Annotated in this window: 23 protein-coding genes; 5 read left to right on the top strand and 18 right to left on the bottom strand. The window is 71.9% G+C overall.

The window, feature by feature from the left end; genetic code table 11:
* Window positions 1-357 (bottom strand): GntR family transcriptional regulator (locus tag K6I33_RS10515; RefSeq protein ID WP_229350223.1); only part of this gene is annotated, 357 nt, incomplete at its 3' end.
* A gap of 47 nt (window positions 358-404) precedes the next feature.
* Here K6I33_RS10515 and K6I33_RS10510 point away from each other — a divergent pair.
* The 4 genes from K6I33_RS10510 (at window position 405) to K6I33_RS10495 (ending at window position 3,660) form a co-directional block, all read left to right on the top strand.
* A complete protein-coding gene (locus K6I33_RS10510) occupies window positions 405-890 on the top strand; it encodes a carboxymuconolactone decarboxylase family protein (RefSeq protein ID WP_229350221.1) in 486 nt (161 codons plus the stop codon).
* A gap of 95 nt (window positions 891-985) precedes the next feature.
* The gene (locus tag K6I33_RS10505; protein ID WP_229350219.1) at window positions 986-1,369 is read left to right on the top strand and encodes a VOC family protein; all 384 of its coding nucleotides are present in this window, start codon (window positions 986-988) and stop codon (window positions 1,367-1,369) included.
* Between the two features lie 98 nt (window positions 1,370-1,467).
* Window positions 1,468-2,217 carry an isocitrate lyase/phosphoenolpyruvate mutase family protein gene (locus K6I33_RS10500; protein ID WP_229350217.1) on the top strand — a complete coding sequence of 250 codons (750 nt, stop codon included), beginning with the start codon at window positions 1,468-1,470 and terminating at the stop codon, window positions 2,215-2,217.
* A gap of 198 nt (window positions 2,218-2,415) precedes the next feature.
* Window positions 2,416-3,660 (top strand): hypothetical protein, encoded by a 1,245-nt coding sequence (locus tag K6I33_RS10495; protein ID WP_229350215.1) that lies wholly within the window; start codon window positions 2,416-2,418, stop codon window positions 3,658-3,660.
* Window positions 3,661-3,673: 13 nt separating this feature from the next.
* Here the strand turns inward: K6I33_RS10495 and K6I33_RS10490 are convergent, their stop codons facing one another.
* The 14 genes from K6I33_RS10490 to K6I33_RS10425 form a co-directional block, all read right to left on the bottom strand.
* Window positions 3,674-4,441 carry a hypothetical protein gene (locus K6I33_RS10490; RefSeq protein ID WP_229350213.1) on the bottom strand — a complete coding sequence of 256 codons (768 nt, stop codon included), beginning with the start codon at window positions 4,439-4,441 and terminating at the stop codon, window positions 3,674-3,676.
* Window positions 4,438-4,797: a hypothetical protein gene (locus K6I33_RS10485; protein WP_229350211.1), complete on the bottom strand. Its 360-nt coding sequence runs from the start codon at window positions 4,795-4,797 to the stop codon at window positions 4,438-4,440. Before K6I33_RS10485 ends, K6I33_RS10490 begins: the two co-directional genes overlap by 4 nt.
* Window positions 4,798-4,921: 124 nt before the next feature.
* Complete coding sequence (locus tag K6I33_RS10480; RefSeq protein ID WP_229350209.1) at window positions 4,922-5,908, bottom strand: ABC transporter substrate-binding protein; 987 nt, start codon at window positions 5,906-5,908, stop codon at window positions 4,922-4,924.
* Window position 5,909: 1 nt separating this feature from the next.
* Entirely contained in the window at window positions 5,910-7,895 is a 1,986-nt protein-coding gene (locus K6I33_RS10475; RefSeq protein ID WP_229350207.1) for a proline/glycine betaine ABC transporter permease, read from the bottom strand.
* Window positions 7,892-9,043, bottom strand: a complete 1,152-nt coding sequence (locus tag K6I33_RS10470) for a glycine betaine/L-proline ABC transporter ATP-binding protein (protein WP_229350205.1) — start codon at window positions 9,041-9,043, stop codon at window positions 7,892-7,894. The genes K6I33_RS10475 and K6I33_RS10470 overlap by 4 nt, the downstream gene beginning before the upstream one ends.
* Window positions 9,040-10,581 carry a GMC family oxidoreductase gene (locus K6I33_RS10465; RefSeq protein WP_229350203.1) on the bottom strand — a complete coding sequence of 514 codons (1,542 nt, stop codon included), beginning with the start codon at window positions 10,579-10,581 and terminating at the stop codon, window positions 9,040-9,042. The genes K6I33_RS10470 and K6I33_RS10465 overlap by 4 nt, the downstream gene beginning before the upstream one ends.
* A 54-nt stretch (window positions 10,582-10,635) precedes the next feature.
* Window positions 10,636-12,144, bottom strand: coding sequence for an aldehyde dehydrogenase family protein (locus tag K6I33_RS10460; protein ID WP_229350201.1), 1,509 nt, complete (start codon window positions 12,142-12,144; stop codon window positions 10,636-10,638).
* A 173-nt stretch (window positions 12,145-12,317) separates the two neighbouring features.
* Complete coding sequence (locus tag K6I33_RS10455) at window positions 12,318-13,313, bottom strand: hypothetical protein (RefSeq protein WP_229350199.1); 996 nt, start codon at window positions 13,311-13,313, stop codon at window positions 12,318-12,320.
* A 13-nt stretch (window positions 13,314-13,326) separates the two neighbouring features.
* Window positions 13,327-13,905, bottom strand: a complete 579-nt coding sequence (locus tag K6I33_RS10450) for a hypothetical protein (RefSeq protein WP_229350197.1) — start codon at window positions 13,903-13,905, stop codon at window positions 13,327-13,329.
* Complete coding sequence (locus tag K6I33_RS10445) at window positions 13,902-15,599, bottom strand: hypothetical protein (protein WP_229350195.1); 1,698 nt, start codon at window positions 15,597-15,599, stop codon at window positions 13,902-13,904. Before K6I33_RS10445 ends, K6I33_RS10450 begins: the two co-directional genes overlap by 4 nt.
* A gap of 182 nt (window positions 15,600-15,781) precedes the next feature.
* Window positions 15,782-16,771 (bottom strand): malate dehydrogenase, encoded by a 990-nt coding sequence (locus K6I33_RS10440; RefSeq protein WP_229350193.1) that lies wholly within the window; start codon window positions 16,769-16,771, stop codon window positions 15,782-15,784.
* Between the two features lie 376 nt (window positions 16,772-17,147).
* The gene (locus tag K6I33_RS10435) at window positions 17,148-18,302 is read right to left on the bottom strand and encodes an XRE family transcriptional regulator (protein WP_229350191.1); all 1,155 of its coding nucleotides are present in this window, start codon (window positions 18,300-18,302) and stop codon (window positions 17,148-17,150) included.
* 476 nt (window positions 18,303-18,778) lie between these two features.
* Window positions 18,779-19,660, bottom strand: coding sequence for an XRE family transcriptional regulator (locus K6I33_RS10430; RefSeq protein WP_229350189.1), 882 nt, complete (start codon window positions 19,658-19,660; stop codon window positions 18,779-18,781).
* Entirely contained in the window at window positions 19,657-20,460 is an 804-nt protein-coding gene (locus K6I33_RS10425; RefSeq protein WP_229350187.1) for a helix-turn-helix domain-containing protein, read from the bottom strand. The genes K6I33_RS10430 and K6I33_RS10425 overlap by 4 nt, the downstream gene beginning before the upstream one ends.
* Before the next feature lie 331 nt (window positions 20,461-20,791).
* On the opposite strand from K6I33_RS10425, the gene K6I33_RS10420 reads away from it, so the two are divergent.
* The gene (locus K6I33_RS10420; protein WP_229350185.1) at window positions 20,792-21,232 is read left to right on the top strand and encodes a hypothetical protein; all 441 of its coding nucleotides are present in this window, start codon (window positions 20,792-20,794) and stop codon (window positions 21,230-21,232) included.
* Window positions 21,233-21,329: 97 nt separating this feature from the next.
* On the opposite strand, the gene K6I33_RS10415 is transcribed toward K6I33_RS10420, so the two are convergent.
* From K6I33_RS10415 to K6I33_RS10405, 3 genes are all read right to left on the bottom strand, one after another.
* On the bottom strand, window positions 21,330-22,547 hold the full coding sequence (locus K6I33_RS10415; protein WP_229350183.1) for an NADP-dependent isocitrate dehydrogenase: 1,218 nt from the start codon (window positions 22,545-22,547) through the stop codon (window positions 21,330-21,332).
* A 72-nt stretch (window positions 22,548-22,619) separates the two neighbouring features.
* Window positions 22,620-23,117 (bottom strand): DUF3017 domain-containing protein, encoded by a 498-nt coding sequence (locus K6I33_RS10410; protein WP_229350181.1) that lies wholly within the window; start codon window positions 23,115-23,117, stop codon window positions 22,620-22,622.
* Window positions 23,107-23,988, bottom strand: coding sequence for a bifunctional methylenetetrahydrofolate dehydrogenase/methenyltetrahydrofolate cyclohydrolase (locus K6I33_RS10405; RefSeq protein WP_229350179.1), 882 nt, complete (start codon window positions 23,986-23,988; stop codon window positions 23,107-23,109). Before K6I33_RS10405 ends, K6I33_RS10410 begins: the two co-directional genes overlap by 11 nt.
* Between the last annotated feature and the right edge of the window lie 176 nt (window positions 23,989-24,164).

Raw genomic sequence — 24,164 nt, 5'->3', positions numbered from 1 at the left:
GGCCGGGCGGGGCGGCGCGGTGCGCGGGGCCACCCGGGTGCCGGAGCCCTGCCGGGCGGTGAGCCAGCCCTCCGCGACGAGCTCGCCGTAGGCGTCGGCGACGGTGTTGCGGGCGAGCCCGAGGTCAGCGGCGAGGGAGCGGGAGGAGGGCAGCCGGGTGCCGGGGGCCAGCCGCCCGGACCGTACGGCCTCGCGCAGCGCGCCGGTGAGCGCGGCGCGCACGCCGCGTTCACCCGCGCCGGTGCCTGTGCCCGTGCCGGTGCCCGGTCCGGCTTCCGTTCCCGCTTCCGCGTTCGCGTCCGCGCGGGGAAGGTCCAGGTGGAGGTCCACCCCGGAAATGGCCCACGTTTTCTCCATGGGAATGGACCATACCGCTGGGCTATCCGTGGCGTAGCGTCGGTGGCATGACGACGACAGAGAACACTCCCGGCACCCACCAGCACGGTCCCCGCATGGACTTCTACAAGCACGCCCCCGAGGTCCGGAAGGCGATGTTCGCCCTTTCGAAGGCCGCGAACGAGGGCGTGGACCCGGTCATCGGCGAGCTGGTGAAGATCCGCGCCTCGCAGCTCAACCACTGCGCGTTCTGCATCGACATGCACGTCAAGGACGCCCGCAAGGCGGGCGAGTCCGAGGCGCGCATCTACCTCCTCAACGCGTGGGAGGAGGCCACCGGCTACTACACGGAGAAGGAGCAGGCGGCCCTCGCCCTCACCGAGGCCATCACCGTCCTCACGGACGGCTTCGTCCCGGACGAGGTCTACGAGCGCGCCGCGCGCCACTTCTCCGATGAGGAGCTGGCGCACCTCATCGCCGCGATCATCGTGATCAACTCCTGGAACCGCATCAGCGTCTCGACCCGCGTCCAGCCGGGGTCCTACCAGCCCTGATCCGGCCCGGGTAGGCTCGGGCCACGGCATCGCGCGTCGGTCACCGACCGGGTGAGGCGTGGAGGTGTCCGAGATGCCCCGGAGGCATTCACACTTTGTCAGTTCAGCTGAACCACACCATCGTCGCGTCCAAGAACAACCGCGAGTCGGCGGAATTCTTCGCCCACATCCTCGGACTGGAGATCGGTGAGGAATGGGGCCCGTTCATCCCCGTGGTCCTCGCCAACGGCGTGACGCTCGATTTCGCCACTCTTCCGCCCCAGGCGCCCTTCTCGCCGCAGCACTACGCCTTCCTCATCTCCGAGGAGGAGTTCGACGCGGCGTTCGCGCGCATCCAGGAAGCCGGGCTCACCTATTGGGCCGATCCGCGTCAGCAGCGGCCGATGGAGATCAACCACAATGACGGTGGCCGGGGCGTGTACTTCCCGGACCCCACCGGCCATTTCATGGAGATCATCACCCGCCCGTACGGCGGCTGATCCCCTGGCCCCATAGGGCCGAACGGGTGGAGTGGCCCACGTTCTCCGAGGAGAAGTGGACCACTCCACCCGCCTCTTGCGGGCCTACGGTCGTTCGTATGAGAGCGAACGACGCGGCAGTGGCCGCCTTCCGGGCCCGCCATCACAGCAGTGCCACCGACGGTCCGCTCGTGCTGCCCGGCCCCTGGGACGCCGCCAGCGCCCGGGCCTTCGCCGACGCCGGGTTCCGGGCTCTGGCGACGCCGAGCGCGGGGGTCTCGGCATCCCTGGGGTACACGGACGGGGAAGCTCCGGCAGCGGAAATGTTGACGGCGGTGGGCCGGATCGTGCGGGCCGTCGCCGCCGAAGGGGTGGTCGTCACCGCCGACGTGGAGGACGGCTACGGGCTGCCGCCCCATGAGCTTGTCGAACGCCTCCTGGAGACCGGCGTCGTCGGCTGCAACCTGGAGGACACCGACCGGCGGACCGGCCTGCTCAAGGAGCCGGACGAGCAGGCCGACTGGCTGGCCGCCGTCGTGGCCGAGGCGGACGGACGGCTCGTCGTCAACGCCCGTATCGACACCTTCCTGAAGGGCGTCGAGGGCGCCGCCCCCGCTGTCGAACGCGGGCTGCTGTACGCGGCGGCCGGCGCCGACTGCGTCTACCCGATCCTCGCCCCCGCCGAGTTGCTCGCGCCGATCGCCGAGCGCGTCGGACTGCCGGTCAACGCCCTCGCCAAGCCCGGCGGGCCCTCCCCCTCCGAACTCGGCGCGCTCGGCGCCGCCCGGGTCACGTTCGGGGGCGGGCTGCACCGGCGGGCGATGGCGGCGGTGTCGGAGATCGCCGCCGGGCTGCGGGACGAGGCCTGAGCCCTGAAGCCTGTCCGACGGGGCAGACGGTCCGTCGGCTTCGTGACGGTCACATCGCATGCGTCGTATCGCGGTGGGATCCTCTGCCCGTCCGGGGGCGACGAATTCTTGCCATCCCGTCCCGTATCGGATTAAGCCGCACTCTGCGTGGTCATGCTGACACTCGTTGCTATCACTCGCGTGGAAGGAAGCCCGCCCATGAGCGAACCGCAGGCCACCGAGCAGCAGATCCGCGAAGCTCTCGCCGCCTCCGGGTCCATCATCCTGGCCCCCGGCCCCAAGGAGGCGCCCACCAGGATCCCGCCCGTTCCGAGCGACGTCTGGGACCTGCCGGGCGGCACCGCGTGGGTCTACTACGGCGAAGGCAACGACCGGCTGACCAGGCCCGTGATCGCCTCCGACGGGTTCAACACGGGGCCGAGCAGCATCGACATGCTGTGGCAGGCCCTGGACTGGGGGCAGTACCCCTTCCTGAGCGAGCTGCGCCGCCGCGGCCGCGACGTGATCATCCTCGGTTTCCACGAGCGCAGCGCCGCGATCCAGGAGAACGCCGAGGCCGCGATCGCGGCGATCCTCCGGGCCGGCGCCGAGTGCCAGAGCGGCCACTCGCTCGTCGTCGGCGGCTTCAGCATGGGCGGCGTCGTCACCCGCTACGCCCTCACCAAGCTTGAATTTCAAAAGATGGCGCACCGCACGGGCCTCTACTATTCCTACGACACCCCGCACCGCGGTGCCTGGATCCCCATCGGCCTCCAGGCTTTCGCGCACTACTCGCGGGACCTCAACAGCGCCTTCTCCGATCAGATCAACAGCCCGGCCTCCCGGCAGCTGCTGGCCTGGCACATCGAGGAGTGGGACAGCAAGCACGGCGTGGACGGTCTCCGCCAACAGCTCCTCGACGAGCTGGAGGAGATGGGCGGCTGGCCATCGATCCCCAGGATCGGCGTCGCCAACGGCGTCGGAACCGCAGAGGGCAACGGCATCAAGCCCGGCGACCACGCGGTCGAGGGAAGGGGCCTGAGCATCCTGGGCACCCATCTCTACGCCCAGCGCGGCGGCGACAGCCAACTCGTCGCCAAGCTGCGGCTGGTGACTCCGCCGCCAGCCAAGGAGGTGCGGACCGACGGCCTGCCCGAGATCGACGGGTCCCCCGGCGGCACCCTGGAGGGCTTCGGCATCCTGGCCGACAAGCTCAACGAGTTTTCGCTCCTCGGATTCAAGACGGAAGCCCACATCCGGTACCACTCGTTCGTGCCTTCGGTCAGCGCCGTGGCCATCCGGGACGTCACCACCAACGACGACCTGTACGTCGGCATCGACGGCCTCGACCCGGCAGAGAGCGAGCTCGACGAGTTCATTCTGGCCTCGGAGAACCAGCCGCACACCCTGATGACCGAGCAACTCGGCGGCTGGATCATCGACCGGATCGAGAACCTGGGCTAAGGTCCCGGCCCGGTCAGGAAGCCGCCGGGCGGGCTTCCGGGGGCGCTCCGACGGGCGGCGGCCCGTCCGGCAGGAGCGCCCCCAGCACCCAGCCCATGTGCTCGGCGGCCGCCAGGATCAGCACCCGCTTGTCGCCGTCGCGGCACTCCGCGACCAAGGCCACGTTCTCCCTGTAAATGGAGGGATCCGTGCGGTAGACGGGGCGGACGCGCTCCACGACCAGGGTGCCCGGCACGGTCGTGCGGAGGACGTGGCCGGTGGGGTCGACGGTCGTCGCGAGCAGGCCGGGGCCCGCGACGAGCGTGTGGAACCCCTCCTTGCTGTACGGGACGTCGCCGGTGATCACGCCGACGAAGACCTTTTCCCGAGTGGGGATCAGCGGGACGACCTCGACCGTGTCGGTCTCCTTCCGGCGGTCCCGGAAGACGTTCCAGACCATCACGGCGGCCGCGACGGTCACGATGGGCACAGCGACGTAGCCGGTCCAACGCAGCGCCCCCTCCATCGTGTCCTGGAAGTAGCCGAACGGCGCCCCGGCCGCCGCGATGCCGAAGGCCGCGAGGTTGGGGACCGAGGTCTGCCAGGGCGTGCGCCGCGGCGACTTGGCGGACCGGCGGGCCAGCCAGTACGCCGACCAGAGGAAGGCCAGGGAGAGGGGCGTCGCCACCAGGCCGATGGCGGTGGGGACGCGGAAGTCGTCCGTCGGGTCCGCCTCGGCGTACTGCCGCTCGCCGCGGAAGTCGAACGCCCTGATCTCGCCATTCCAGTACCAGGCGGTCACCTGGTCACCGGCCTTGACGACGCCGACGACCGGGCTCTGCCCCCGCAGCTCGACGAGCGGGCGCGTGCCGTCGCGTCCGGCGACGCGCAGGTAGTAGTGGGGGTCTTCTTCATCTCGTCCCGGACGACCTTGACCACCGTGAACGGCTCCGGACGCAGGCAGTCGCCGGCCGGAGCGGCAGCCGCCGGGCAGGTGGGTGCCGCCCGGAAGTCGCGCCCCTCGGCGTGCTTCGCGGGGACGGTGAAGAGGAGCAGGACGGCGGCGGCTGTCGCCAGGACGACGCCGACGGCCGCGTTGACGGCGGCCGCGCGGCGGTCCTTGCGGAGTGCGCGTGTTATGCACCCAGGGTTGGACATATGGGCATTGTGCGCCTGCGGGTGGGGTGGGGGTGTTGCCCCGGTCCCGCCCTTTCACCGTTTCCCGGGGCCCCGCCCCCGGACCCCCGCTCCTCAAACGCCGGAGGGGCTGATTTTGGCTGCCTCAGCTCATCCACTTCTTCCACTTGTCCGGGTGGCGTTCCACCCACCGCTTCGCCGCCTCCTCCGGCGCGAGCTTGTCCTCGGCGATCATCTGGGCGACCTCGTTCTGGTCGGCCTTCGTCCAGCGGAAGTCCTTCAGGAAGCGGGCCGCCTTGCCGCCCTTCTTCGCGAAGTCCGTGTTGAGGTACTTCTTCAGGGACGTCGTCGGGTACGCGCAGTCGATCGTCGACGGGTCCTTCGCGCCCTTCTCCGCGCACGCGTCCGAGTACTCCGGGAGCTTCACCTCGACCATCGGGACCTCGTTGAAGAGCCACTGGGGCTCGTACCAGTAGGTCAGGAAGGGCTTCTTCTCCTTCGCGAACTGCTTGATCTGCGTGATCTGCGCGGCCTCGGAGCCCGCGAAGACGACCTGGTAGTCCAGCTTCAGGTTCTTCACCAGCGCCTTGTCGTTGGTGACGTACGACGGGGAGCCGTCGAGGAGCTGGCCCTTCCCTCCGCTCTCGGAAGTCTTCAGCCGCGCGGCGTATTTGTTGAGGTTCTTCCAGTCCAGGACGTCGGGGTGGGCGTCGGCGAAGTACTTGGGCACCCACCAGCCGATGTGACCGGTGACCCCGAGCTCGCCGCCTTCCGTGATCGTCTTCTTGTCCTGGACATAGCGCTTCTCCTGGTCCGGGTGGCCCCAGTCCTCCATGATCGCGTCCACGCGGCCCTGGCTGAGGGCGTCCCAGGCCGGGACCTCGTCCACCTGCACGGTGTCCACGCGGTAGCCCAGCTCGTGTTCCAGCAGGTACTGCGCCACCGCCGCGTTGGCGCGGGCGCCGACCCACGACTGCACGGAGAGGGTCACGGTCTTCGCCCCCGCCGCGTTGGCGTACGGGGACCCCTGCTTGGTCATGTCCGCCGCGCCGCAGCCGGTGACGCCGGCGGCCAGCAGGGCCGCCGCCGGGAGGGCGATCAGTGCCTTGCGCTTCATGTCGGTGCGCTTCATGTCAGTTCGCCTCCTTCGTCGGCTGGGTCACCCGGTCGAGCATCAGTCCCAGGCACGCGATGGCCGTACCGGCCATCAGGCCCGTGGCGAGATCGCCCTGCGCGAGGCCGAAGACCACCTCGTAGCCGAGCGCGCCGCCGCCCACCAGGCCGCCGATGATGACGACGGACAGGACGAGCACGACCGCCTGGTTCACGGCCAGCAGCAGCTGCGGCCTCGCCAGCGGGAACTGCACCTGGCGGAGCTGCTGCCCGCCCGTCGCGCCCAGCGAGCGCGCGGACTCCATGGCCGCCGGATCCACCTGCCGCAGGCCCTGGCTCACGATGCGGACGACGGCGGGCAGCGCGTAGACGACCGCCGCCGCGGCGGCCGGGGCGCGGCCCACGCCGAAGAGGGCGACGACCGGGATGAGGTAGACGAACTGCGGCATGGTCTGGAAGACGTCCAGGACGGGGCGGAGCAGGCGCTCCACCCGGTCGCTGCGCGCGGCCGCGACGGCCACGAGCACGCCCAGGAGCAGGGTGACGGCGACCGCCGCGAGCACCTGGGAGAGGGTGTCCATGGCGGGCTCCCAGCGGCCCAGCACGCCGATCGCGGCGAGCGAGAGGGTCGCGGTCAGGGCGGTGCGCCAGGTGCCGATCGTCCAGGCGAGGGCCGCGACGAGGGCGAGGGCGCCCCACCAGGGGAGGGCCTGGAGGCCGTCGCGGAGGGGGTCGAGGACCCAGGCGGTGTAGTGGGCGGCGGCGTCGGCGGTGCCGCCGATTCCGGGGATTCCGCTGTAGAGGTGGTCGACCATCCAGTCCTTGGCGCGGTTCACCGGGGCGGCGATGGTGACGGTCCAGCCGTCGGGCCAAGTCGTGCCGACGAGGCGGCCTGCGGCAACCACCGTCGCGATGCTCGCCACCCACGTGGTGATCGTTCGAGTGCGGCCCGGTGGGCGGTTGTGCCCACCCGTTCCGCCCTGCGGAACGCCTGCCCACAACCGCGGGCGGGGCGAGCCCACAGAGTGGTCTCCCACAGAGCGGTCCAGGACTATGGCCAGCAGGACGATCGGGATGCCCGCTGCCAGGGCGCTGCCCACGTCGACCGTCGAGAGGGCCTGGTAGACGCGGTCGCCCAGGCCGTCCGCGCCGATGACCGACGCGATGACGGCCATGGACAGGGCCATCATGATGCTCTGGTTGACGCCCAGGAGCAGTTCCCGGCGGGCCAGGGGCAGGCGGGCCGTCAGGAGGCGCTGGCGGGCCGTGGCGCCGAGGGAGTCGACGGCCTCCAGGACGCCCTTGTCCGTGCCGCGCAGGCCCAGTGCCGTGAGGCGGGCCATCGGCGGGGCCGCGTAGACGACGGTGGCCAGGACGGCCGGGGCCACGCCGATGCCGAAGACGAGCACGACCGGCAGGAGGTAGGCGAAGGCGGGCAGGGCCTGCATCGTGTCCAGGACCGGGCGCAGGGCCCGGAACGTACGGTCCGAGAGGCCGGCCGCCAGGCCCAGGAGCGCGCCGACGGCGACGGACGCCACGACGGCCACGATCATCAGGGCCAGCGTGCGCATCGTGGGGACCCACATGCCCAGCAGTCCGCACACCGCGAACGACGCCAGGGCCGTGACGCCCGCCCTCACGCCCGCCAGGCGCCACGCCAGCAGTGTCGCGCCCGCCGTCACGCCCGCCCAGCCCAGGGCGAGCAGGACCACGTAGACGGCCCGTACCGAGACGATGATCGCGTTGCTGATGTGGCCGAAGAAGTACAGGAACAGCCAGTGGCTGTCGCGGTTGTCGATGATCCAGTCGTTGGCCCGGCCGAGCGGTCCGGTCAGGTCGACGGTCAGCGCGTGCGGCCAGGCGCCGCTGCCCCAGTGGGCGGCGGCGAACGGCGCCACGGCCGCGGTGACGGCCGCGAGCAGGAGTAGTTTGCGGGCGGCGGGGCGGTGCCAGACCGCCCGTAGGGGCGTGATGTGGGGGGTGACGGTCGTACCGGCCGTGCTCATGCCGCGGTCTTCTCCTCGAAACCCCCTGTGGAAGGTGTGGCAGGCGTGGAAGGCGTCCTGTCCAGGCCTGCGACGACTCCGAGCAGGCTCGTGGAGTCGACGACGCCCAGGCACCGGCCCGCGTCGACGACCCGGGCGGAGCGGCCCGTGCGGGCCACCGCCTCGATGGCGTCGGCGACGGTCGTGGCCGGGGACAGGGCCGGGCCGGTCGCGGCCTCGCCCGCGTCGTGGGCGGGGCGCATGGCGCGGCGGACGGTGAGGACCTGTTCGCGGGGCACGTCCCGGACGAAGTCGCGGACGTAGTCGTCGGCCGGGGAGCCGACGATCTCCTCGGGGGTGCCGCACTGGACGACGCGGCCGCCGCGCATCAGCGCGATGCGGTCGCCGACGCGCAGCGCCTCGCTGAGGTCGTGGGTGATGAAGACCATCGTGCGGCCCTCGTCGCGGTTGAGGCGGACGACCTCTTCCTGCATGTCGCGGCGGATCAGCGGGTCGAGCGCGCTGAACGGCTCGTCGAACAGCAGCACTTCGGGGTCGGCGGCCAGGGCCCGGGCCAGGCCGACGCGCTGCTGCTGGCCGCCGGAGAGCTGGCCGGGGCGGCGGTCCTCCATGCCCGCGAGGCCGACCTTGGTCACCATCTCGGCGGCCTTGGCGCGGCGTTCGGCCTTGCCCACGCCCTGGATCTCCAGTCCGTAGGCGACGTTGTCGAGGACCGTGCGGTGCGGGAGCAGGCCGAAGTGCTGGAAGACCATGGCGGCCCGGTGCCGGCGCAGGTCGCGCAGGGCGCCCTTGTCCATGCCGCCCACGTCCTCGCCGTCGATGGCGATGGTGCCGGCGGTGGGTTCGATGAGGCGGGTGAGGCAGCGGACGAGCGTGGACTTGCCCGAGCCGGACAGGCCCATGACCACGAAGCACTCGCCGGGACGGACGTCGAAGGAGACGTCGCGGACGGCGACCGTGCAGCCGGACTGCTCGCGCAGGGCTTCCGGTGACAGGTCGGCCAGCGGGCCGCCGGGGACGCGGTCGGCCTTCGTCCCGAAGACCTTCCACAGGTTGCGGACGGAGAAGACGGGCTGCTGTCCGGCGGCGGGCGGCGCCTTCGGTAGCGAGCCGCTCGTACTGTCGCCGGGGGCGGCAACGGCGTTCATCGGGCCACCCCCTCGTCCGGGCCCTGCGCGAGCAGCGCGGCGCACTTCTCCCCCACCATCAGCACTCCGATCATCGGGTTGACGGCCGTCATCGTCGGGAAGACCGACGCGTCCGCGATACGGATGCCCTCCAGGCCGCGCACGCGCAACTGCGGGTCGACGACGGCCTGTTCGTCGGAGGACGCGCCCATGCGGCAGGTGCCCGCCGGGTGGTACACGGTGTGCGCGACCTTGCGGGCGTACTCGCTGAGCTCCTCGTCGGAGGTGATCTCCGGGCCCGGGCAGACCTCGCGCTTGAGCCAGCCGGCCAGCGGTTCGGTCTTCGCTATCTCACGGGCGATGCGGATGCCGTCGACGAGCGTACGGGCGTCGTAGTCGTCCTCGTCCGTGAAGTAGCGGAAGTCCAGGGCGGGCTTGACGGACGGGTCGGCGCTGGTGAGGTAGAGGCGGCCGCGGCTGCGCGGCTTGGGGATGTTGGGTGTCATCGACACGCCGTGCTCGGGCTTCTCGTAGCCGAGGCGCTCGGGGTTGTCGGTGAAGGGGATCTGGTAGAAGTGGAACATCAGGTCCGGGCCGTTCGAGGCCGGGTCCCGGCGGACGAACAGGCCCGCGTCGGAGTCCATCGCGGAGTTCTCGGGGATGGGACCGTCCGTCTCCCAGACGATGACCGACTCGGGGTGGTCGAGCAGGTTCTCGCCGACGCCCGGCAGGTCGTGGACGACGGGGATGCCGAGCTCCTCCAGGTCGGCCTTGGGGCCGATGCCGGAGTGGAGCAGCAGCCGGGGCGTGTCCACGGCGCCCGCGCAGACGAGCACCTCGCGGGCCGCCTCGACGAACACCTCCTCGCCGCCCTTGGTGCGGACGTGGACGCCGCGCGCCTTGCCCGCCTCGATCTCCAGCCGGTACGCCCAGGTCTCCAGCATGAGGTGGAGGTTGGGGCGGTCGAGGAAGGGGTGGAGGTAGGCCACCGAGGCGCTGGAGCGCTTGTTGTTCTCGGGGTGGTAGGCGAGGTCGAAGAAGCCGACGCCCTCGTGGAAGGGCTTCTTGTTGAAGCCCTCGACACGCGGGACGTCCGTGGCGCGCTGGGCGGCCTCGACGAAGTCGCGGGCGATGGCGTTCCGGTCCTTCTCGTCCACCGCGACGATGTTGTTGCGGAGCCGGGCGAAGTACGGGTCCATGGACTCCGCGTCCCAGCCCTCGGCGCCGGCCCCGGCCCACTCGTCCCAGTCGCCGGGCAGCGGCTTGAAGGAGATCAGGGTGTTGTGGGAGGAGCAGCCGCCCAGCACGCGGGCGCGGCTGTGGCGGATGTGGGAGTTGCCGCGCGGCTGTTCGACGGTCGGGTAGTCGTAGTCCAGGTCGCCGCCGAGCAGGCCGAGCCAGCGGCGGAGGGTCAGGACGTCCTCGCGGTCGATGTCGGTGGGGCCGCCCTCGATGACGGCGACGGTGACGCCGGGGTCCTCGGTGAGGCGGGAGGCGATGACGGAGCCGGCAGTTCCGCCGCCGATGACGACGTAGTCGTAGACGGGCAGGGGGGTCATGGGGGTGGACTCCTTGTGCGGCAGGAAGGATTCAGCGCGAGGCGGGGGCGATGTTCAGCCCGCGAACCAGCGCACGGGCTTCGGAGCCAGGTTCTGGTAGACGTGCTTGCTCTCGCGGTACTCGGCGAGCCCGGCGGGGCCCAGTTCCCGACAGGTGCCGGACTTGCCGAAGCCGCCCCACTCCGCCTGCGGCAGGTAGGGGTGGTAGTCGTTGATCCAGACCGTGCCGTGCCGCAGCCGGCCTGCCACCCGGCGGGCCCGGCCCGCGTCCTTGGTCCAGACGGCGCCCGCGAGCCCGTACTCCGTGTCGTTGGCCAGGGCCACGGCCTCGTCCTCGGTGTGGAAGGTCTCGACGGTGAGGATCGGCCCGAAGGTCTCCTCCCGGACGACCGTCATGTCGCCGTGGCAGAGGTCCAGGACGGTGGGCTCGTAGAAGTAGCCCTCGGCCGGGCGGGTCTCCGACGGCTCGGGGCGCTTGCCGCCGCAGCGCAGGGCCGCGCCCTCGGCGAGCGCGGAGGCGACGTACGCCTCGACCTTGGCGAGCTGCTGCGCGGAGACGAGCGGGCCGCACTCGACGTCCTTCTCCGTGCCCCGGCCGAGCCTGATCCGCTCGGCGCGACGGGCGAGTTCGGCGACGAAGCGGTCGCGCACCGACTCCTCGACGATGAGCCGGGAGCCCGCCGAGCAGACCTGGCCGCTGTGGATGAACGCGGCGTTGAGGGCCTGGTCGACGGCGGTGTCGAAGTCCTCGTCGGTGGCGCAGGCATCGGCGAAGACGACGTTGGGGTTCTTGCCGCCGAGTTCGAGGGCGACCTTCTTGACGGCCGGCGCGGCGGCGCGGGCCACCTTGGCGCCGCTGGCCAGGCCACCGGTGAAGGAGACCAGGTCCACGTGGGGGTGCTCGGCCAGCCGGGCGCCGACCGGATCGCCGGCGCCGGTGACGAGGCCCGCGACACCGTCGGGCAGCCCGGCCTCGGCGAGCAGCCGCACCAGGTGCACGGTCGACAGCGGGGTGATCTCGCTGGGCTTGATGACGAAGGTGTTGCCCGCCGCCAGCGCCGGAGCGATCTTCCAACTCGCCTGGAGCAGCGGATAGTTCCAGGGCGTGATCAGCGCGCAGACGCCGACCGGCTCGTGCACGACGACGCTGTGGACGTCGTCCGAGCCGGCGTCGACCACGCGCCCGCCGCCCTCGTTGACGACCAGATCCGCGAAGTAGCGGAAGGCGGCGGTGACATCGTCGACGTCGACCCGCCCCTCCTCCAGCGTCTTGCCCGTGTCGCGGCTCTCGGTGAGCGCGACGGTCTCGCGGTCGCGCTGGAGCAGATCGGCCACGCGCCGCAGCAGCGCGGCGCGTTCGGCCACCGGCGTGCGCGGCCAGTCGCCCTCGCCGCCGCGGAACGCGCGGCGCGCGGCGGCCACGGCCGCGTCCGCGTCGGCCGCGCCGCCCTCGGCGACGACCGCGAGGACGGTGGCGTCGGCCGGGTCGAGCACCTCCCGCTGTGCGCCGGACGCGGCGGCACGCCACTCCCCGTCGACGTGGATGGTCTCGGCTGACGCCATGTCTTCTCTGCCTTCCGGTGACGAACGATCCCGTACGTCCCGGCCCTGTCCGGACGAGGCACAGGGCCGGCAACGGGTCGCGCCTAACCAGAAGGGCAGAACGTATGCCTCTCCTTTCACAAAGAGTGACGCGAGTCACTCAGCGTCGCGGGATGGGGTGTTGATCGAACGGGTCATCCGGCGCAGTAGCCCGTCGGGCAGAACGAGCCCACCAATGACCGCATGACCAGGGCTTGTGTGCTCTCGCCGCCCACCGGACCGCCCACCAGCAGGGCGTACTGCCTGCCGTCGGGAGCGGTGTGGGCGTGGATCACCACATGCCGGTACGTGCCGTCGCTCAGCGTGTACGTGTACTCGTACTCCGCGGGGCTGCCCGCCCCGGCGACCGTGCCGAGCCTGGTCTTCCGGTAGTTCTTGTACGTGGAGACGTACTTCTCGGTCTCCCGCAGCGAGTCGTACGGCGTCGCCCCCGGCGGGTTGAGCGTGAACACCTGGATGAGGCTCCGCCCGTCCGCCGTCTTGTAGAACACGCTGCCCCGGTCCGTGCTGCGCGACCAGCCCGCCGGCACGTCCAGCCGGAAGCCGGCCGGGTCCGTGGTCCGTACGAAGCCGGTCGCGGAGCCGCCCGTGGAGCCGGTCGCGGAGCCCGTGGCGGCGCCGCCGTAGGTGCCGTAGGTGGTGGACGTGGGGTAGGGGTTGTAGGTGTTGCCCCCGGAGAGACCGTAGGTCGAGCCGGACGTCGTTCCGTAGGTCGTGCCGTACGACGAACCGTACGACGAACCGTAGGTCGTCGTCCCGGACGTCGTGCCGTACGTCGTCCCGTAGGACGAGCCGTACGACGAACCGTAGGTGTCCGTCCGGCCCGGTGGCGGCCAGGCCGTGGCGGTCGGTACGGGACCGCCGCCGCCCCCGCCGCCGTCGTCGTCCCGGACCAGCGCCCAGATGCCGGCGCCGAGTCCGCTCGCCAGCACCACCCCGGCCACGACGCCCGCGAGGATCGAGGCGTGGGAGGGGCCCGTGGGCAACTCGTCGTCCGGATCCGGGGCACCGAGGGTCACTTCGGGCTCGCCCGTGTCACCGGTCCCGGTGCCCGGCGGTTCCTGCGGCGGCCGCCGGCCGGGCGGCGGTTCGTCCACCCACTTCTGCGCGTCCGCGTCCCAGTAGCTCATGCGCCTCGCCGCCTCACGCCACTAACCGGCTGATCGACTCGACGACGGCGGCCAGCGACGCCAGCCCGCCGACGGCCGTGGCGCCGCTGGTCAGCAGCGTCCGCAGCCGCGTCAGCCGGCTGCGCCGGCACTGGCCGGTCAGCCCGGCCTCCGCCTGGAGCTCCGCGAGCTCCCCGTCGACCTCGTCCAGCCCGTCGCCCGGGCGGCGGACGCAGTGGGACAGCTCCATCCTCATCTCCCGGACGGCCGTGAGCAGTTCGGGCGTCAAGGTCAGCAACTGCCGTGAGGCGTCGACCGCTCGCGCCTCCCTGCCCTGTGCCAGCGCGCCGCCCGACATCGAGCCGACGGCCATGCCGCCCCGGCCCGGGGCCGGCGGCGGGGGCGTCGCGGCCGCCGCGGCGGGCCGCTCGCCCACCCGCTCGGAACGGTCCTCGGCCTGGGCGCCCTCGCCCTGGGCGACGGCGCCGCCGCTCATCGAGCCGATGGAGATGCCGCCACCGCCCGGAGCGCCATCGCGGCGGTGCTCGTCGCCCTCTTCTTCGTGGTGCCGGTCGTTCCCGTGCCGGTCGTTCCTGTGCCGGTCGTCCGTCATCGTCCCCCGCTTCCCGTGAGGTGTTTGGCCTCGGCGCCCGCGCCCTGGGCCACGGCGCCGCCGCTCATCTGACCGATGTAGATCGCGCCCTCGCTGATCTGCACGATCTGCTGCTCGAAACGGTCCGTCTCATAGCCCTGGGAGCGCAGCGCCTCCCGGACCCCGCTCGCGATACGGTCCTGGACCGTCTTCACATAGCGGCTGACGTCCATCTCCTGGAACAGCGAGATCTCCTTCGCCGCCGCCAGCTCCCGCACCGAGTGGGCCGGGCCGTCCGGCGCCGAGCGCCGGGGGTCGGCGAGCCAGGTACGGAAGCCCGACACACCGGAGCGGACCGTGGAGACGGCCGCCGCGAAACCCGCGGCGGGAGCGGTCAGCAGCGCCCGCAGCCCGTCGCGCAGCATGTCCTCCTCGCCCCGGCTCGCGATCACGTCGACCGCGCGGAACTCCGCCCGGACCGGGGTCAGGACGTGCGGGACGACCTCCAGGACCAGCATCCCGCCCTGGGTGTGCACCCTGACCAGCACCGACACCACGACCTGCTCGTCCCATGCGCCGACGCGCACACGCAGGAAGTAGCGGCGCGCCTCGCCGCCCTCGTTGACGGCCTCGGCCAGATGCATCCGCACCGTGCGCTCGTCGTAGGACACCATGGGCCGCTGCGGCCCGACCGGGAGGTAGACGAACTCGTCGATCTCCAGGTCCTTCAGCCGGTCCCGGCTGGTCGCGGCGGCGGCCTGCCGCAGGGCCTCCAGCCGGGGCCGGATGAGCTCCACGACCGTGCGGCCGGTGAAGGGGGCACCGGCCGCACCGGCCGCCCCGGCTGCCCCGAGGGGCGTGTCATTGGTCGCGCCATTGGCGGTGCCGTTCGACGCGGACGGGGACGGGGGCGCGGACGGGGACGCCTTGGCGCGCTTGAGCTCCAGGGCGAAGGACCAGGGCTCGTAGGGGACGCCCATGCCGATGAACGGCCGGGAGGGGTCGTAGATCGTCAGCCCCGCGTACTGCTCCCGGTCGATGGACCGGGCGATACGACGGTGGTACGCCGAATCGGGAAGGGGCCGGTCCTCCTCGGTGAAGGCCTTCCGGCTCAGCTCGTCGCGCATCACGGCCGCCACGCGCGCCCGGTGCATCCACACCGGCACCACGAGCAGCAGCGGGAAGATGATCCCCGCCCAGTTGCCCGCGCCCTGCGCGAGCGCCCAGAGGGCGAAGAGCCAGTAGGCGAGGGTGATGAGGGGCAGGCCCGGCAGCAGGGCGCGCAGGGCGCGCTGGGCGCCGCTGCCCTGGAGGGCCTCCCGGAGTGTGCGCCGGTCGACGACGTACGTGGCCGAGCCCCGCCCGGCGGCGGCGTGCGCGCCCCAGTGGAGCAGACAGACCGCGGCGTACGAGAGGGACCAGAGGCCCCCGAACGGCGGGCCCTCCGCGCCCTCGGGGGCGGAGGCGAAGTCGACGGCGATGAAGCCCACCCAGAGGGCGAGCAGGAGCAGGGCGGTCAGGGTGTCCTGACCGCGGGCGCGCAGTGCGTGGGTGAGCACCGGCACCACATCGACCCCCAGGGACGGGGCGATGGGTCTTTCCTCATGTTCCACCAGCTCTTCGATGACACGGCGGCGGAACTCGATGTCGAGGTAGGTCCCCGCGCAGAGTAACCGGGTGGCCTCTGACGGGGATCCTTGGACGGAATGGCTCATTTCGATCCCCCGATCCGTCGAACTCACTTTTGAACTAGCTGAGTTGACGTATTTTCGGAAGAACCCAGAATAAGCCAGCGGGCCCGCCATCGACCCCCCTTGGAGGTGGATGGCGGGCCCGAAATCGTCGGGCACGGGCGTACGTCAGCACACCCGTACGAAGACGGTGGGTCCGGCTCGGCTCAGATCAGGCCGAGGGCGCGCACGGCGTCGCGCTCCTCCGCCAGCTCCTGGACGGAGGCGTCGATGCGGGAGCGGGAGAAGTCGTTGATCTCCAGGCCCTGGACGATCTCGTACTTGCCGTCCTTGCAGGTGACCGGGAAGGAGGAGATGAGGCCCTCGGGGACACCGTAGGAGCCGTCCGACGGGATGCCCATGGAGGTCCAGTCACCGGCGGCGGTGCCGTTGACCCAGGTGTGGACGTGGTCGATGGCGGCGTTGGCGGCCGAGGCGGCCGAGGACGCGCCACGGGCCTCGATGATCGCGGCGCCACGCTTGGCGACGGTCGGGATGAAGGCGTCGGCCAGCCACTGCTCGTCGCCCACGACCTCGGCGGCGTTCTTGCCGGCGACCTCGGCGTGGAAGATGTCCGGGTACTGGGTGGCGGAGTGGTTGCCCCAGATCGTCAGCTTCTTGATCTCGGAGACCGCGACGCCGGTCTTCTGCGCGAGCTGGGAGATCGCGCGGTTGTGGTCCAGACGGGTCATCGCGGTGAAGCGCTCGGCCGGGACGTCCGGGGCGGCGGCCTGGGCGATCAGGGCGTTGGTGTTGGCCGGGTTGCCGACGACCAGGACCTTGATGTCGTCCGCGGCGTGGTCGTTGATGGCCTTGCCCTGCGGCTTGAAGATGCCGCCGTTGGCCTCCAGCAGGTCGCCGCGCTCCATGCCCTTGGTACGGGGGCGGGCGCCGACGAGCAGCGCGACGTTGGCGCCGTCGAACGCGACGTTCGGGTCGTCGGTGATCTCGATGCCGCGCAGCAGCGGGAACGCGCAGTCGTCGAGCTCCATGGCGGTGCCCTCGGCGGCCTTCAGGCCCTGCGGGATCTCCAGCAGACGCAGCTTGACCGGCACGTCCGCGCCGAGGAGGTGACCGGAGGCGATGCGGAAGAGCAGCGCGTAGCCGATCTGACCGGCGGCGCCGGTAACGGTGACATTGACGGGAGTGCGGGTCATGGCGATCTCCTGCGCGAGCTTTGGTGGGTGTCCCTGCCCAAGGTGTGCGGATCTCTCTCGGTATCAAGAGATCCGGCGTCAGGCTATCCGACCGGACCGGCCGTGTACTCCCGACCCGGTGTGGGACGCCTCACCGCCCCCGTGTCGGGGGCCGGGGCTCCGCCCCGGGAAACGGTGAAAGGGCGGGAGCGGGGCCCCCTTCCGCCGCGACGGCGCTCGGCCACGGCGGTGCGGGGCGGCGGTGCCAGGCCGGGCGCGGCCCGGTGGGGGTGCGCACCCGGCCGGTGCAGGCTGGGCCCGTGGAGCGGGTGCGGCCCGGTGGGCCGGTTTGTGCCCACCCGTTCCGCCTTGCGGAACGATTGCCCACAAACCGGTGTCACCCTTCCGGCGCCCGCTCCGCCGTCCGCGCCGTCGTGCAGCCCTTGCGGCCCGAGACGAGGGCCGCGCAGGCGGAGGCCTGGTGGGAGTCGGAGACGGGGATCATGCGGGTGTGCCCGTCGGCGCCCTTGTCGACGCGGCCGCTCTCGGTGACGGCCCGGGTGCCGGTGCCGCTTATGCGGAGGGTGTCGCCCGGCGCGGCCTGGGTGATCCGGGCCCACGCGGCGCCGCACGCCTTGCTGTACCGGACCTCCAGGAACGACGCCCCCACCGTCGCGGAGCCCGCTGTCGTGGCGTGCGCGCCGCCGCAGCCCATCGTCTCGGGGTCCTTACCCGCGCAGGCGGCGCCCGTGCACTTCACCCCGTCGGGCAGGCTCGACGGGCTGCCCGCGCTCGGCGTGGCGATCGCGCCCTGGGCCACCTGCCCGTCGTCCCGGCTCGTGCCGAGCAGCAGCACGCCCGCCGCGACGACGAAGAGGGCCCCGACGGCGCCCACGGCGAACAGAACGGCGTTACGGCGCGTGGAGGCGGGGGCCTTGGCCGCCTTGGGGCCCTGCGGCCCCTTGGACGCCTTGGGCCCCTTGGGTCCCTTCGGCTTCCGGACCGGGATGGCCATGTCCCGTACGTCCCGCGCCCCCGGATCGCGCGGCAGCCCGGAATCCGGCATCGAGGGCCTCGGCGGCACCGGGTCCACCGGAGGCGGTGCCACGCTCTCCTCCCGCAGGACCGTGCGGGCCTCCGCGGCGGGGGCCGGTGACGGCGCGGCCTGCTTCCTCGCCCGCCCGGCCTTGGCCGGCTTCCCCGGCGGCGGCCCGAACTCCCCCAGCGCCGCCCGCGCCTCCGCGACGCGGATCGCCTCCATCGTCACGTCGTGCCGGAGCTCGGAGCGGCTCCACGCCCGTTCGGCCAGCTCCCACATCGTGCCCAGATGGCCGACGTCGGTGCCCGTGACCTCGGCCAGCGCCTCGGCCGCCCCGCGCGGGGGCAGCAGCCGGCCGTTGAGATAGCGCTCCCAGGACGTCTTGCTGTAGCCGGTGCGGTCCGCCACGGCGGCGATGCCCAGCCCGCTGTGCTCGACGAGTCTGCGCAATTGTTCGGCGAACTCGCGTACCTGCGGGTCGAGTTCCTCCGGTAGCGCCCTCCAACGAGGCATTGCCCTCCCCTGTCCCCCCGTACGTAAGCGTCTGTCCCCGTGCCACTCGCGCCGCTGCCCGCCCTTTCCCTGCCCCGCCGCGCCGGCGGCCCCGCTCCCGGCTACCCACGGGGATGCCCGAAACCAGCATGTCAGTTCCCAAAGGGGCGGCGCACGGTGGCACTTGGGGTTGATCAAGGCCATGGGGCGCACGCCCCGGGGGCGCGCCCGGCGATCTCCGCCGGACGCCGGTTCCCGTACCCGCCGCCGCGTGGTGACCGTACGGTGACATGACCGGGCACTTTGGTACGGAAAGGGGACCCGGTACCGGAACGGTCACGCCCGTGCCACAGCGGCCCGGCGGACCTTGATCCGGATTGTCGCGGTCATGATCCTCATTGGGTGAGCAGCGGGCGGTCCTCCCACGGGGGTGGAGGACCGGCCGCCGGCTCTCCTCCACCCGTCTTCTACCCACATGTCGCCCGTCACACGCGGCATCAGCCACGCGGAGCGGGTGATTGCGGAACAAAGCACTCCGGGCTGCCGCCCATGGGCAGTACGCAGGCCCGCGCCTTGTCCGGGTCCCTGGTGGCCGTCATGGCGGTCGACAGATAGACCTCCGTGTCCCGCTGGCTCGCGGCCTTGAGCTCCTTGGTGTCGGTGCCGGGCAGCGAGAGCGCGACCCGGTCGCCGAGGCGCAGGTTCATGGACCTCACCCACACGGCCCCGCACTTCTCGCTGTAGCGGATCTCGACCCGCTGGCCGCCCGCCGCCCGGCGCTGGAGCAGGGTGACGAGCATGCCCTGGGCGCCGCAGCCCATCTGGGTGGGGTCCGCGCCCTCGCAGTCCGCCCCCCGGCAGCCGGGTTCGTAGGACTGCGGATAGGAGGACGCGGCGAGGGGATCGGTGCCGGCGTCCCGTCCGCCGGCCCCGGACCCGCCGCTCGTCAGGACCAGCGAGACCACCACGCCCGCCACGACGAGGACGGCGGCGGCGCCGGCCGGCAGCACACGGCGGATGAAGGAGGGCTTCCGCCGTCCCGGTTCCTCCGCCACGGGCCCGTCCTCCCGTTCCGGGCGCTCCGGTCGTTCCGGGCGCTCCGGGCCGGGCGCGGCGGCGGCCCGTCCGCTCCACGACTGCTCGGCGAGCTCCCACAGCGCCAGCATCCGGTCCGCCGGTTCACCCGCCAGCCGGCACAGCGCGTCGACCGCCTGCCGGGGCGGCAGCTTCTTGCCGTTGAGATAGCGCTCCCAGGACGACTTGCTGTACGGGGTCCGCTCGCCGAGCGCGGCCAGGCTCAGGCCCGTACGGTCCTTCAGCTCCCGCAGTCCGGCGGCCAGGCGGCCGCACTCCGCGGGGACGAGCCGTTCCCCGCTCACCGGCGCAGCTCCTGCCAGGTGTCCGGGCCGACGATGCCGTCGACGACCAGGCCGCGGGCCTTCTGGAAGGCCTTGGCGGCGTCCTTGCTCCGGTCCCCGTAGGAGCCGTCGGCGATCCCGGGGTCGAAGCCGTGGTACCGCAGCAGGCACTGGGCCTCCAGGACCTCCCAGCCCGAGGTCTTGAGGTCCATGAGCGTGGTCCGGGTGGCGCTGTAGCCGGCGCGCAGGTCGCCGTCGTGCCGCTGGACCTCGCAGGGGCGCGAGCGGCCCTGGACGAAGACGAAGGGTGCCGGGGTGTTGCCGCCGCTGGCTGCGGCGTGGTCGTGGGCGCCGGCCGTCCGGTCGTCCTGCCATGGACGGGTTACCAGCAGGACGGCGACCAGGGCGGCCGTCAGGGCGACGACGGCCGCGGCGAGCACGACGGTCGTCGTACGGCGCGGGCCGGGGCGCGGGTCCGGTCCGGCGGGGGGCGTGGTGGGCGTGCCGGGCGCCAGGAGGCCGTCCTCCGCGGCCTCTTCCGTCTCCGCCGCCTCGTCCGTCCACGCCTCCTCCGCGACCTCGTGCAGAACCAGCAGCCGGGTCGTGTCGGCGCCGCAGACCCGGGCAAGCTCCTCGACGGCGTCGCGCGGCGGGAGTTGCTTGCCGTTGAGATAACGCTCCCAGGAAGAACTGCTGTACGAGGTCTTGGCCGCCAGCGCGGCCAGACTGAGCCCGCTGCGGTCCTTGAGCCTTCTGAGCTGTACGACGAACTGCCGCACCCGCTGATCCAGCGAGGCGGGTAATTCCTTCCAACGCGACATGTTCCACCCCATACGCGTCACAAGAGTCACCCGAGGCGATGAGTCGCCTCTTGCCGCACATCATGGCGAGGCGAACGCGCCGATTCCCGCGACCGGGGCCGGGAGCCGTGGTTTCCGGCCAGCCCCGGGGCCTCTCCCCCGTCCCACCACGACCTCGTGGGACCCGGCGTCCTCGCAGGTGGGGACGTGGGACGTCCCACGGTGGCCCAATTCCCGGCGATCCTTTGGCAGGAGGGGATGTGGCGCATCACAGTCATTCCTGCAAGCCGGGGGGCGGCACGGTCCACCCCGTGCCGCCCCCACCGCTCACCGACGGGGAGGAACCCGGATCATGAACGTACGCAGGAGTATCGCCGTCTCCGCCGCGACCCTCATGCTGGGCGGCGGGCTCGCCCTGGCGGCCCCGGCCGCGAACGCGGCACCGGCCGCGCAGGGCACCACCGCACAGGGCGCCACCGCGCAGGAGCACTGGCGGAATCTGTGGAACGCCGACATCTCCGGCGACTACCTCGGCACCCACGGCAAGAAGTGGGTCTCCGGGCTCACCCTGGTGCCCTCGGGGGCGAACATGGCCCGTGGCGTCTTCACCTGCTGGGGCGGCGGCGAGGCCAGCCTGACCGTGAAGGTCGTGGGTGGCGGTTCCAACACCAAGACGCACCGCTGCAACGGCGTCAAGCACTACGCGACCGCCGCCGCCAAGCCCGGCCAGGCATTCAACCTGACCCTCAAGGGCAGCAAGAACACCCATGTCGAAGCGTGGGTGAACGGCTGACCCGAGCGGTCGCGAGGCCCGGTGGTCCGTCCTCTCACGGGGGAGAGGACGGGCCACCGTCATGCGTCACGCGTCATGCGTCACGCCCACCCGGCGGCTACGCCGCCACCCGCTGCCGCAGGTTCTCCTCCAGGGCCGCCAGGAACTGCTCGGTCGTCAGCCACGGCTGGCCGGGGCCGATCAGCTGGGCCAGGTCCTTGGTCATCTGGCCGCCCTCCACGGTCTCGACGCAGACCTTCTCCAGCGTCTCCGCGAACCGGACGACCTCGGGCGTGCCGTCCAGCCTGCCGCGGTGGCCCAGTGCCCGGGTCCAGGCGAAGATCGAGGCGATGGGGTTGGTGGACGTCGCCTTGCCCGCCTGGTGCTGCCGGTAGTGGCGGGTGACCGTGCCGTGCGCGGCCTCGGCCTCGACCGTGCGGCCGTCGGGGGACATCAGCACCGAGGTCATCAGGCCCAGCGAGCCGAAGCCCTGTGCGACGACGTCCGACTGGACGTCGCCGTCGTAGTTCTTGCACGCCCAGACGTAGCCGCCCTCCCACTTGAGCACGGCGGCGACCATGTCGTCGATCAGCCGGTGCTCGTAGGTCAGGCCCGCCGCCTCGAAGCTCTCCCGGAACTCGGCGTCGAAGACCGCCTGGAAGATGTCCTTGAAGCGGCCGTCGTACTTCTTGAGGATCGTGTTCTTGGTGGACATGTACACCGGGTAGCCGCGGTCGAGGCCGTAGCGGAACGAGGCGCGGGCGAAGTCGCGGATCGAGTCGTCCAGGTTGTACATGGACAGCGCGACGCCGGCGCCCGGGAACTCGTAGACCTCCAGCTCGATCGGCTCGGAGCCGTCCTTCGGGGTGAAGGTCATGGTGAGCGTGCCCTCGCCGGGGACCTTGAGGTCCGTCGCACGGTACTGGTCGCCGAAGGCGTGGCGGCCGACGACGATGGGCTTGGTCCAGCCGGGCACCAGCCGCGGCACATTGCTCATGATGATCGGCTCGCGGAAGATCACTCCGCCGAGGATGTTGCGGATGGTGCCGTTGGGCGAGCGGTACATCGCCTTGAGGTTGAATTCCTCGACGCGCGCCTCGTCCGGGGTGATGGTCGCGCACTTCACCCCGACGCCGTACTCCTTGATGGCGTGGGCGGCGTCGGCCGTCACCTGGTCACCCGTGGCGTCGCGGTTCTCGATGCCCAGGTCGTAGTACTTCAGCTCGATGTCGAGGTGGGGCAGGATCAGTTTTTCCTTGATGAACCGCCAGATGATGCGGGTCATCTCGTCGCCGTCGAGCTCGACGACGGGGTTGGCGACCTTGATCTTGGCCATGAGCCGGAACACCCCTTCTCACGATGTTCGTGGGGCCGGCGCACCGGACAGCCCCACGTCACGCACCTTGCCCTACTGCACGGTGAAGTGCAGCACGTCCTCCAGGAACGGGATCTTCAGCCACGCGTGCGGCTGGGCCATCAGGGCGAGCAGCACGATCGCCAGGCCCAGCCCGCCGTACAGGAAGAGGTCGGTGAACCGGGAGCGCACGGCCAGCATGCCCACGGACGGCAGCGTCCAGCGCAGCACCGCGCCGCCGATCAGCGCCAGCCCGATGATCAGCGCACCGACCCGGAAGGCGTCGAAGGCCACGATCAGCAGGCCCAGGCCCGTGGCCCCCAGGACCGCCAGCAGCGGCCACTGACGGGCGGGCGCCGGGGCGCGCCCGGGCGCGGCGCGCCCGCCGCCCTCGGGGCGCGCGGTGTCCCGGGTGACCTGCGGGGGGCGACGGGTCGCCTTGCCGGCGGCCTTGTCGGCGTCCTTCCCGTCAGTCTTGCCGGAAGGCTTGCCGTCGGCCTTCCCGGCCGCCTTGCCGGAAGGCTTGCCCGGCCCGTCGGCCTCAGCCCTCATCGCCGGTTCCGCCGCGCCGCGAGGCATCCCGCTCGGCGGCCTCCACCACGTTGACCAGCAGCAGGGCGCGGGTCATCGGGCCCACGCCGCCGGGGTTCGGGGAGATCCAGCCCGCGACCTCGCGCACGCCCGGGTGGACATCGCCGACGATCTTGCCGTTCTCGTCACGGCTGACACCGACGTCCAGGACGGCCGCGCCCGGCTTGATGTCCTCGGGCTTGATCAGGTGCGGCACGCCCGCCGCGGCCACGACGATGTCGGCCCGCTTCAGATGGGCCGCCAGGTCCCGGGTGCCGGTGTGGCACTGCGTGACCGTGGCGTTCTCGGAGCGGCGGGTCAGCAGCAGCGGCATCGGGCGGCCGATGGTCACACCGCGCCCGACGACGACCACCTCGGCACCGTTGATCTCCACGCCGTGGCGGCGCAGCAGGGTGATGATGCCGTTGGGGGTGCAGGGCAGCGGGGCGGGCTCGTTGAGGACCAGCCGGCCGAGGTTGGTCGGGTGGAGCCCGTCGGCGTCCTTGGAGGGGTCCATCAGGCCGAGGACGCGGTTCTCGTCGATGCCCTTGGGCAGCGGCAGCTGGACGATGTAGCCGGTGCAGGCGGGGTCCTCGTTGAGCTCCCGGACGACCGCCTCGATCTCCTCCTGGGTGGCGGTCGCGGGCAGCTCGCGCTGGATGGAGGCGATGCCGACCTCGGCGCAGTCGCGGTGCTTGCCGGCCACGTACTTCTGGCTGCCCGGGTCCTCCCCGACCAGGATCGTGCCCAGGCCGGGGGTGATGCCCTCGGCCTTCAGCGCCTGCACACGGGTGGAGAGTTCTGACTTGATCGCGGCCGCGGTGGCCTTGCCATCGAGAATCTGGGCGGTCATGGTGCACATCCTCGCGGATCGGGTGGGGTTGGTTCCACTCAGGTCGGAGTCGTCCGCGCGACGCCGCGCGGTACGACCGTATGTCTACGATTGCGCCGCCGTGGCCAGGGCCACGGCCGTCCCCGTACGAACCCAGCCACCGCTCGAAGGACATGTCCAGGTGACCCACCCGAACC

Source organism: Streptomyces sp. UNOB3_S3, assembly GCF_020740895.1.
Lineage (GTDB): Bacteria > Actinomycetota > Actinomycetes > Streptomycetales > Streptomycetaceae > Streptomyces.
Note: the sequence above shows the minus strand (reverse complement) of the source record. Positions and strands in the feature narration are given on the sequence as shown.

Excerpts from the sequence above, each read along its gene's own strand:
- K6I33_RS10510 (WP_229350221.1), top strand. The coding sequence starts at position 405 with ATGACGACGACAGAGAACACTCCCGGCACCCACCAGCACGGTCCCCGC.
- K6I33_RS10500 (WP_229350217.1), top strand. The coding sequence starts at position 1,468 with ATGAGAGCGAACGACGCGGCAGTGGCCGCCTTCCGGGCCCGCCATCAC.
- K6I33_RS10495 (WP_229350215.1), top strand. The coding sequence starts at position 2,416 with ATGAGCGAACCGCAGGCCACCGAGCAGCAGATCCGCGAAGCTCTCGCC.
- K6I33_RS10485 (WP_229350211.1), bottom strand. The coding sequence starts at position 4,797 with ATGTCCAACCCTGGGTGCATAACACGCGCACTCCGCAAGGACCGCCGC.
- K6I33_RS10480 (WP_229350209.1), bottom strand. The coding sequence starts at position 5,908 with ATGAAGCGCACCGACATGAAGCGCAAGGCACTGATCGCCCTCCCGGCG.
- K6I33_RS10475 (WP_229350207.1), bottom strand. The coding sequence starts at position 7,895 with ATGAGCACGGCCGGTACGACCGTCACCCCCCACATCACGCCCCTACGG.
- K6I33_RS10470 (WP_229350205.1), bottom strand. The coding sequence starts at position 9,043 with ATGAACGCCGTTGCCGCCCCCGGCGACAGTACGAGCGGCTCGCTACCG.
- K6I33_RS10465 (WP_229350203.1), bottom strand. The coding sequence starts at position 10,581 with ATGACCCCCCTGCCCGTCTACGACTACGTCGTCATCGGCGGCGGAACT.
- K6I33_RS10460 (WP_229350201.1), bottom strand. The coding sequence starts at position 12,144 with ATGGCGTCAGCCGAGACCATCCACGTCGACGGGGAGTGGCGTGCCGCC.
- K6I33_RS10455 (WP_229350199.1), bottom strand. The coding sequence starts at position 13,313 with ATGAGCTACTGGGACGCGGACGCGCAGAAGTGGGTGGACGAACCGCCG.
- K6I33_RS10450 (WP_229350197.1), bottom strand. The coding sequence starts at position 13,905 with ATGACGGACGACCGGCACAGGAACGACCGGCACGGGAACGACCGGCAC.
- K6I33_RS10445 (WP_229350195.1), bottom strand. The coding sequence starts at position 15,599 with ATGAGCCATTCCGTCCAAGGATCCCCGTCAGAGGCCACCCGGTTACTC.
- K6I33_RS10440 (WP_229350193.1), bottom strand. The coding sequence starts at position 16,771 with ATGACCCGCACTCCCGTCAATGTCACCGTTACCGGCGCCGCCGGTCAG.
- K6I33_RS10435 (WP_229350191.1), bottom strand. The coding sequence starts at position 18,302 with ATGCCTCGTTGGAGGGCGCTACCGGAGGAACTCGACCCGCAGGTACGC.
- K6I33_RS10425 (WP_229350187.1), bottom strand. The coding sequence starts at position 20,460 with ATGTCGCGTTGGAAGGAATTACCCGCCTCGCTGGATCAGCGGGTGCGG.
- K6I33_RS10420 (WP_229350185.1), top strand. The coding sequence starts at position 20,792 with ATGAACGTACGCAGGAGTATCGCCGTCTCCGCCGCGACCCTCATGCTG.
- K6I33_RS10415 (WP_229350183.1), bottom strand. The coding sequence starts at position 22,547 with ATGGCCAAGATCAAGGTCGCCAACCCCGTCGTCGAGCTCGACGGCGAC.
- K6I33_RS10410 (WP_229350181.1), bottom strand. The coding sequence starts at position 23,117 with ATGAGGGCTGAGGCCGACGGGCCGGGCAAGCCTTCCGGCAAGGCGGCC.
- K6I33_RS10405 (WP_229350179.1), bottom strand. The coding sequence starts at position 23,988 with ATGACCGCCCAGATTCTCGATGGCAAGGCCACCGCGGCCGCGATCAAG.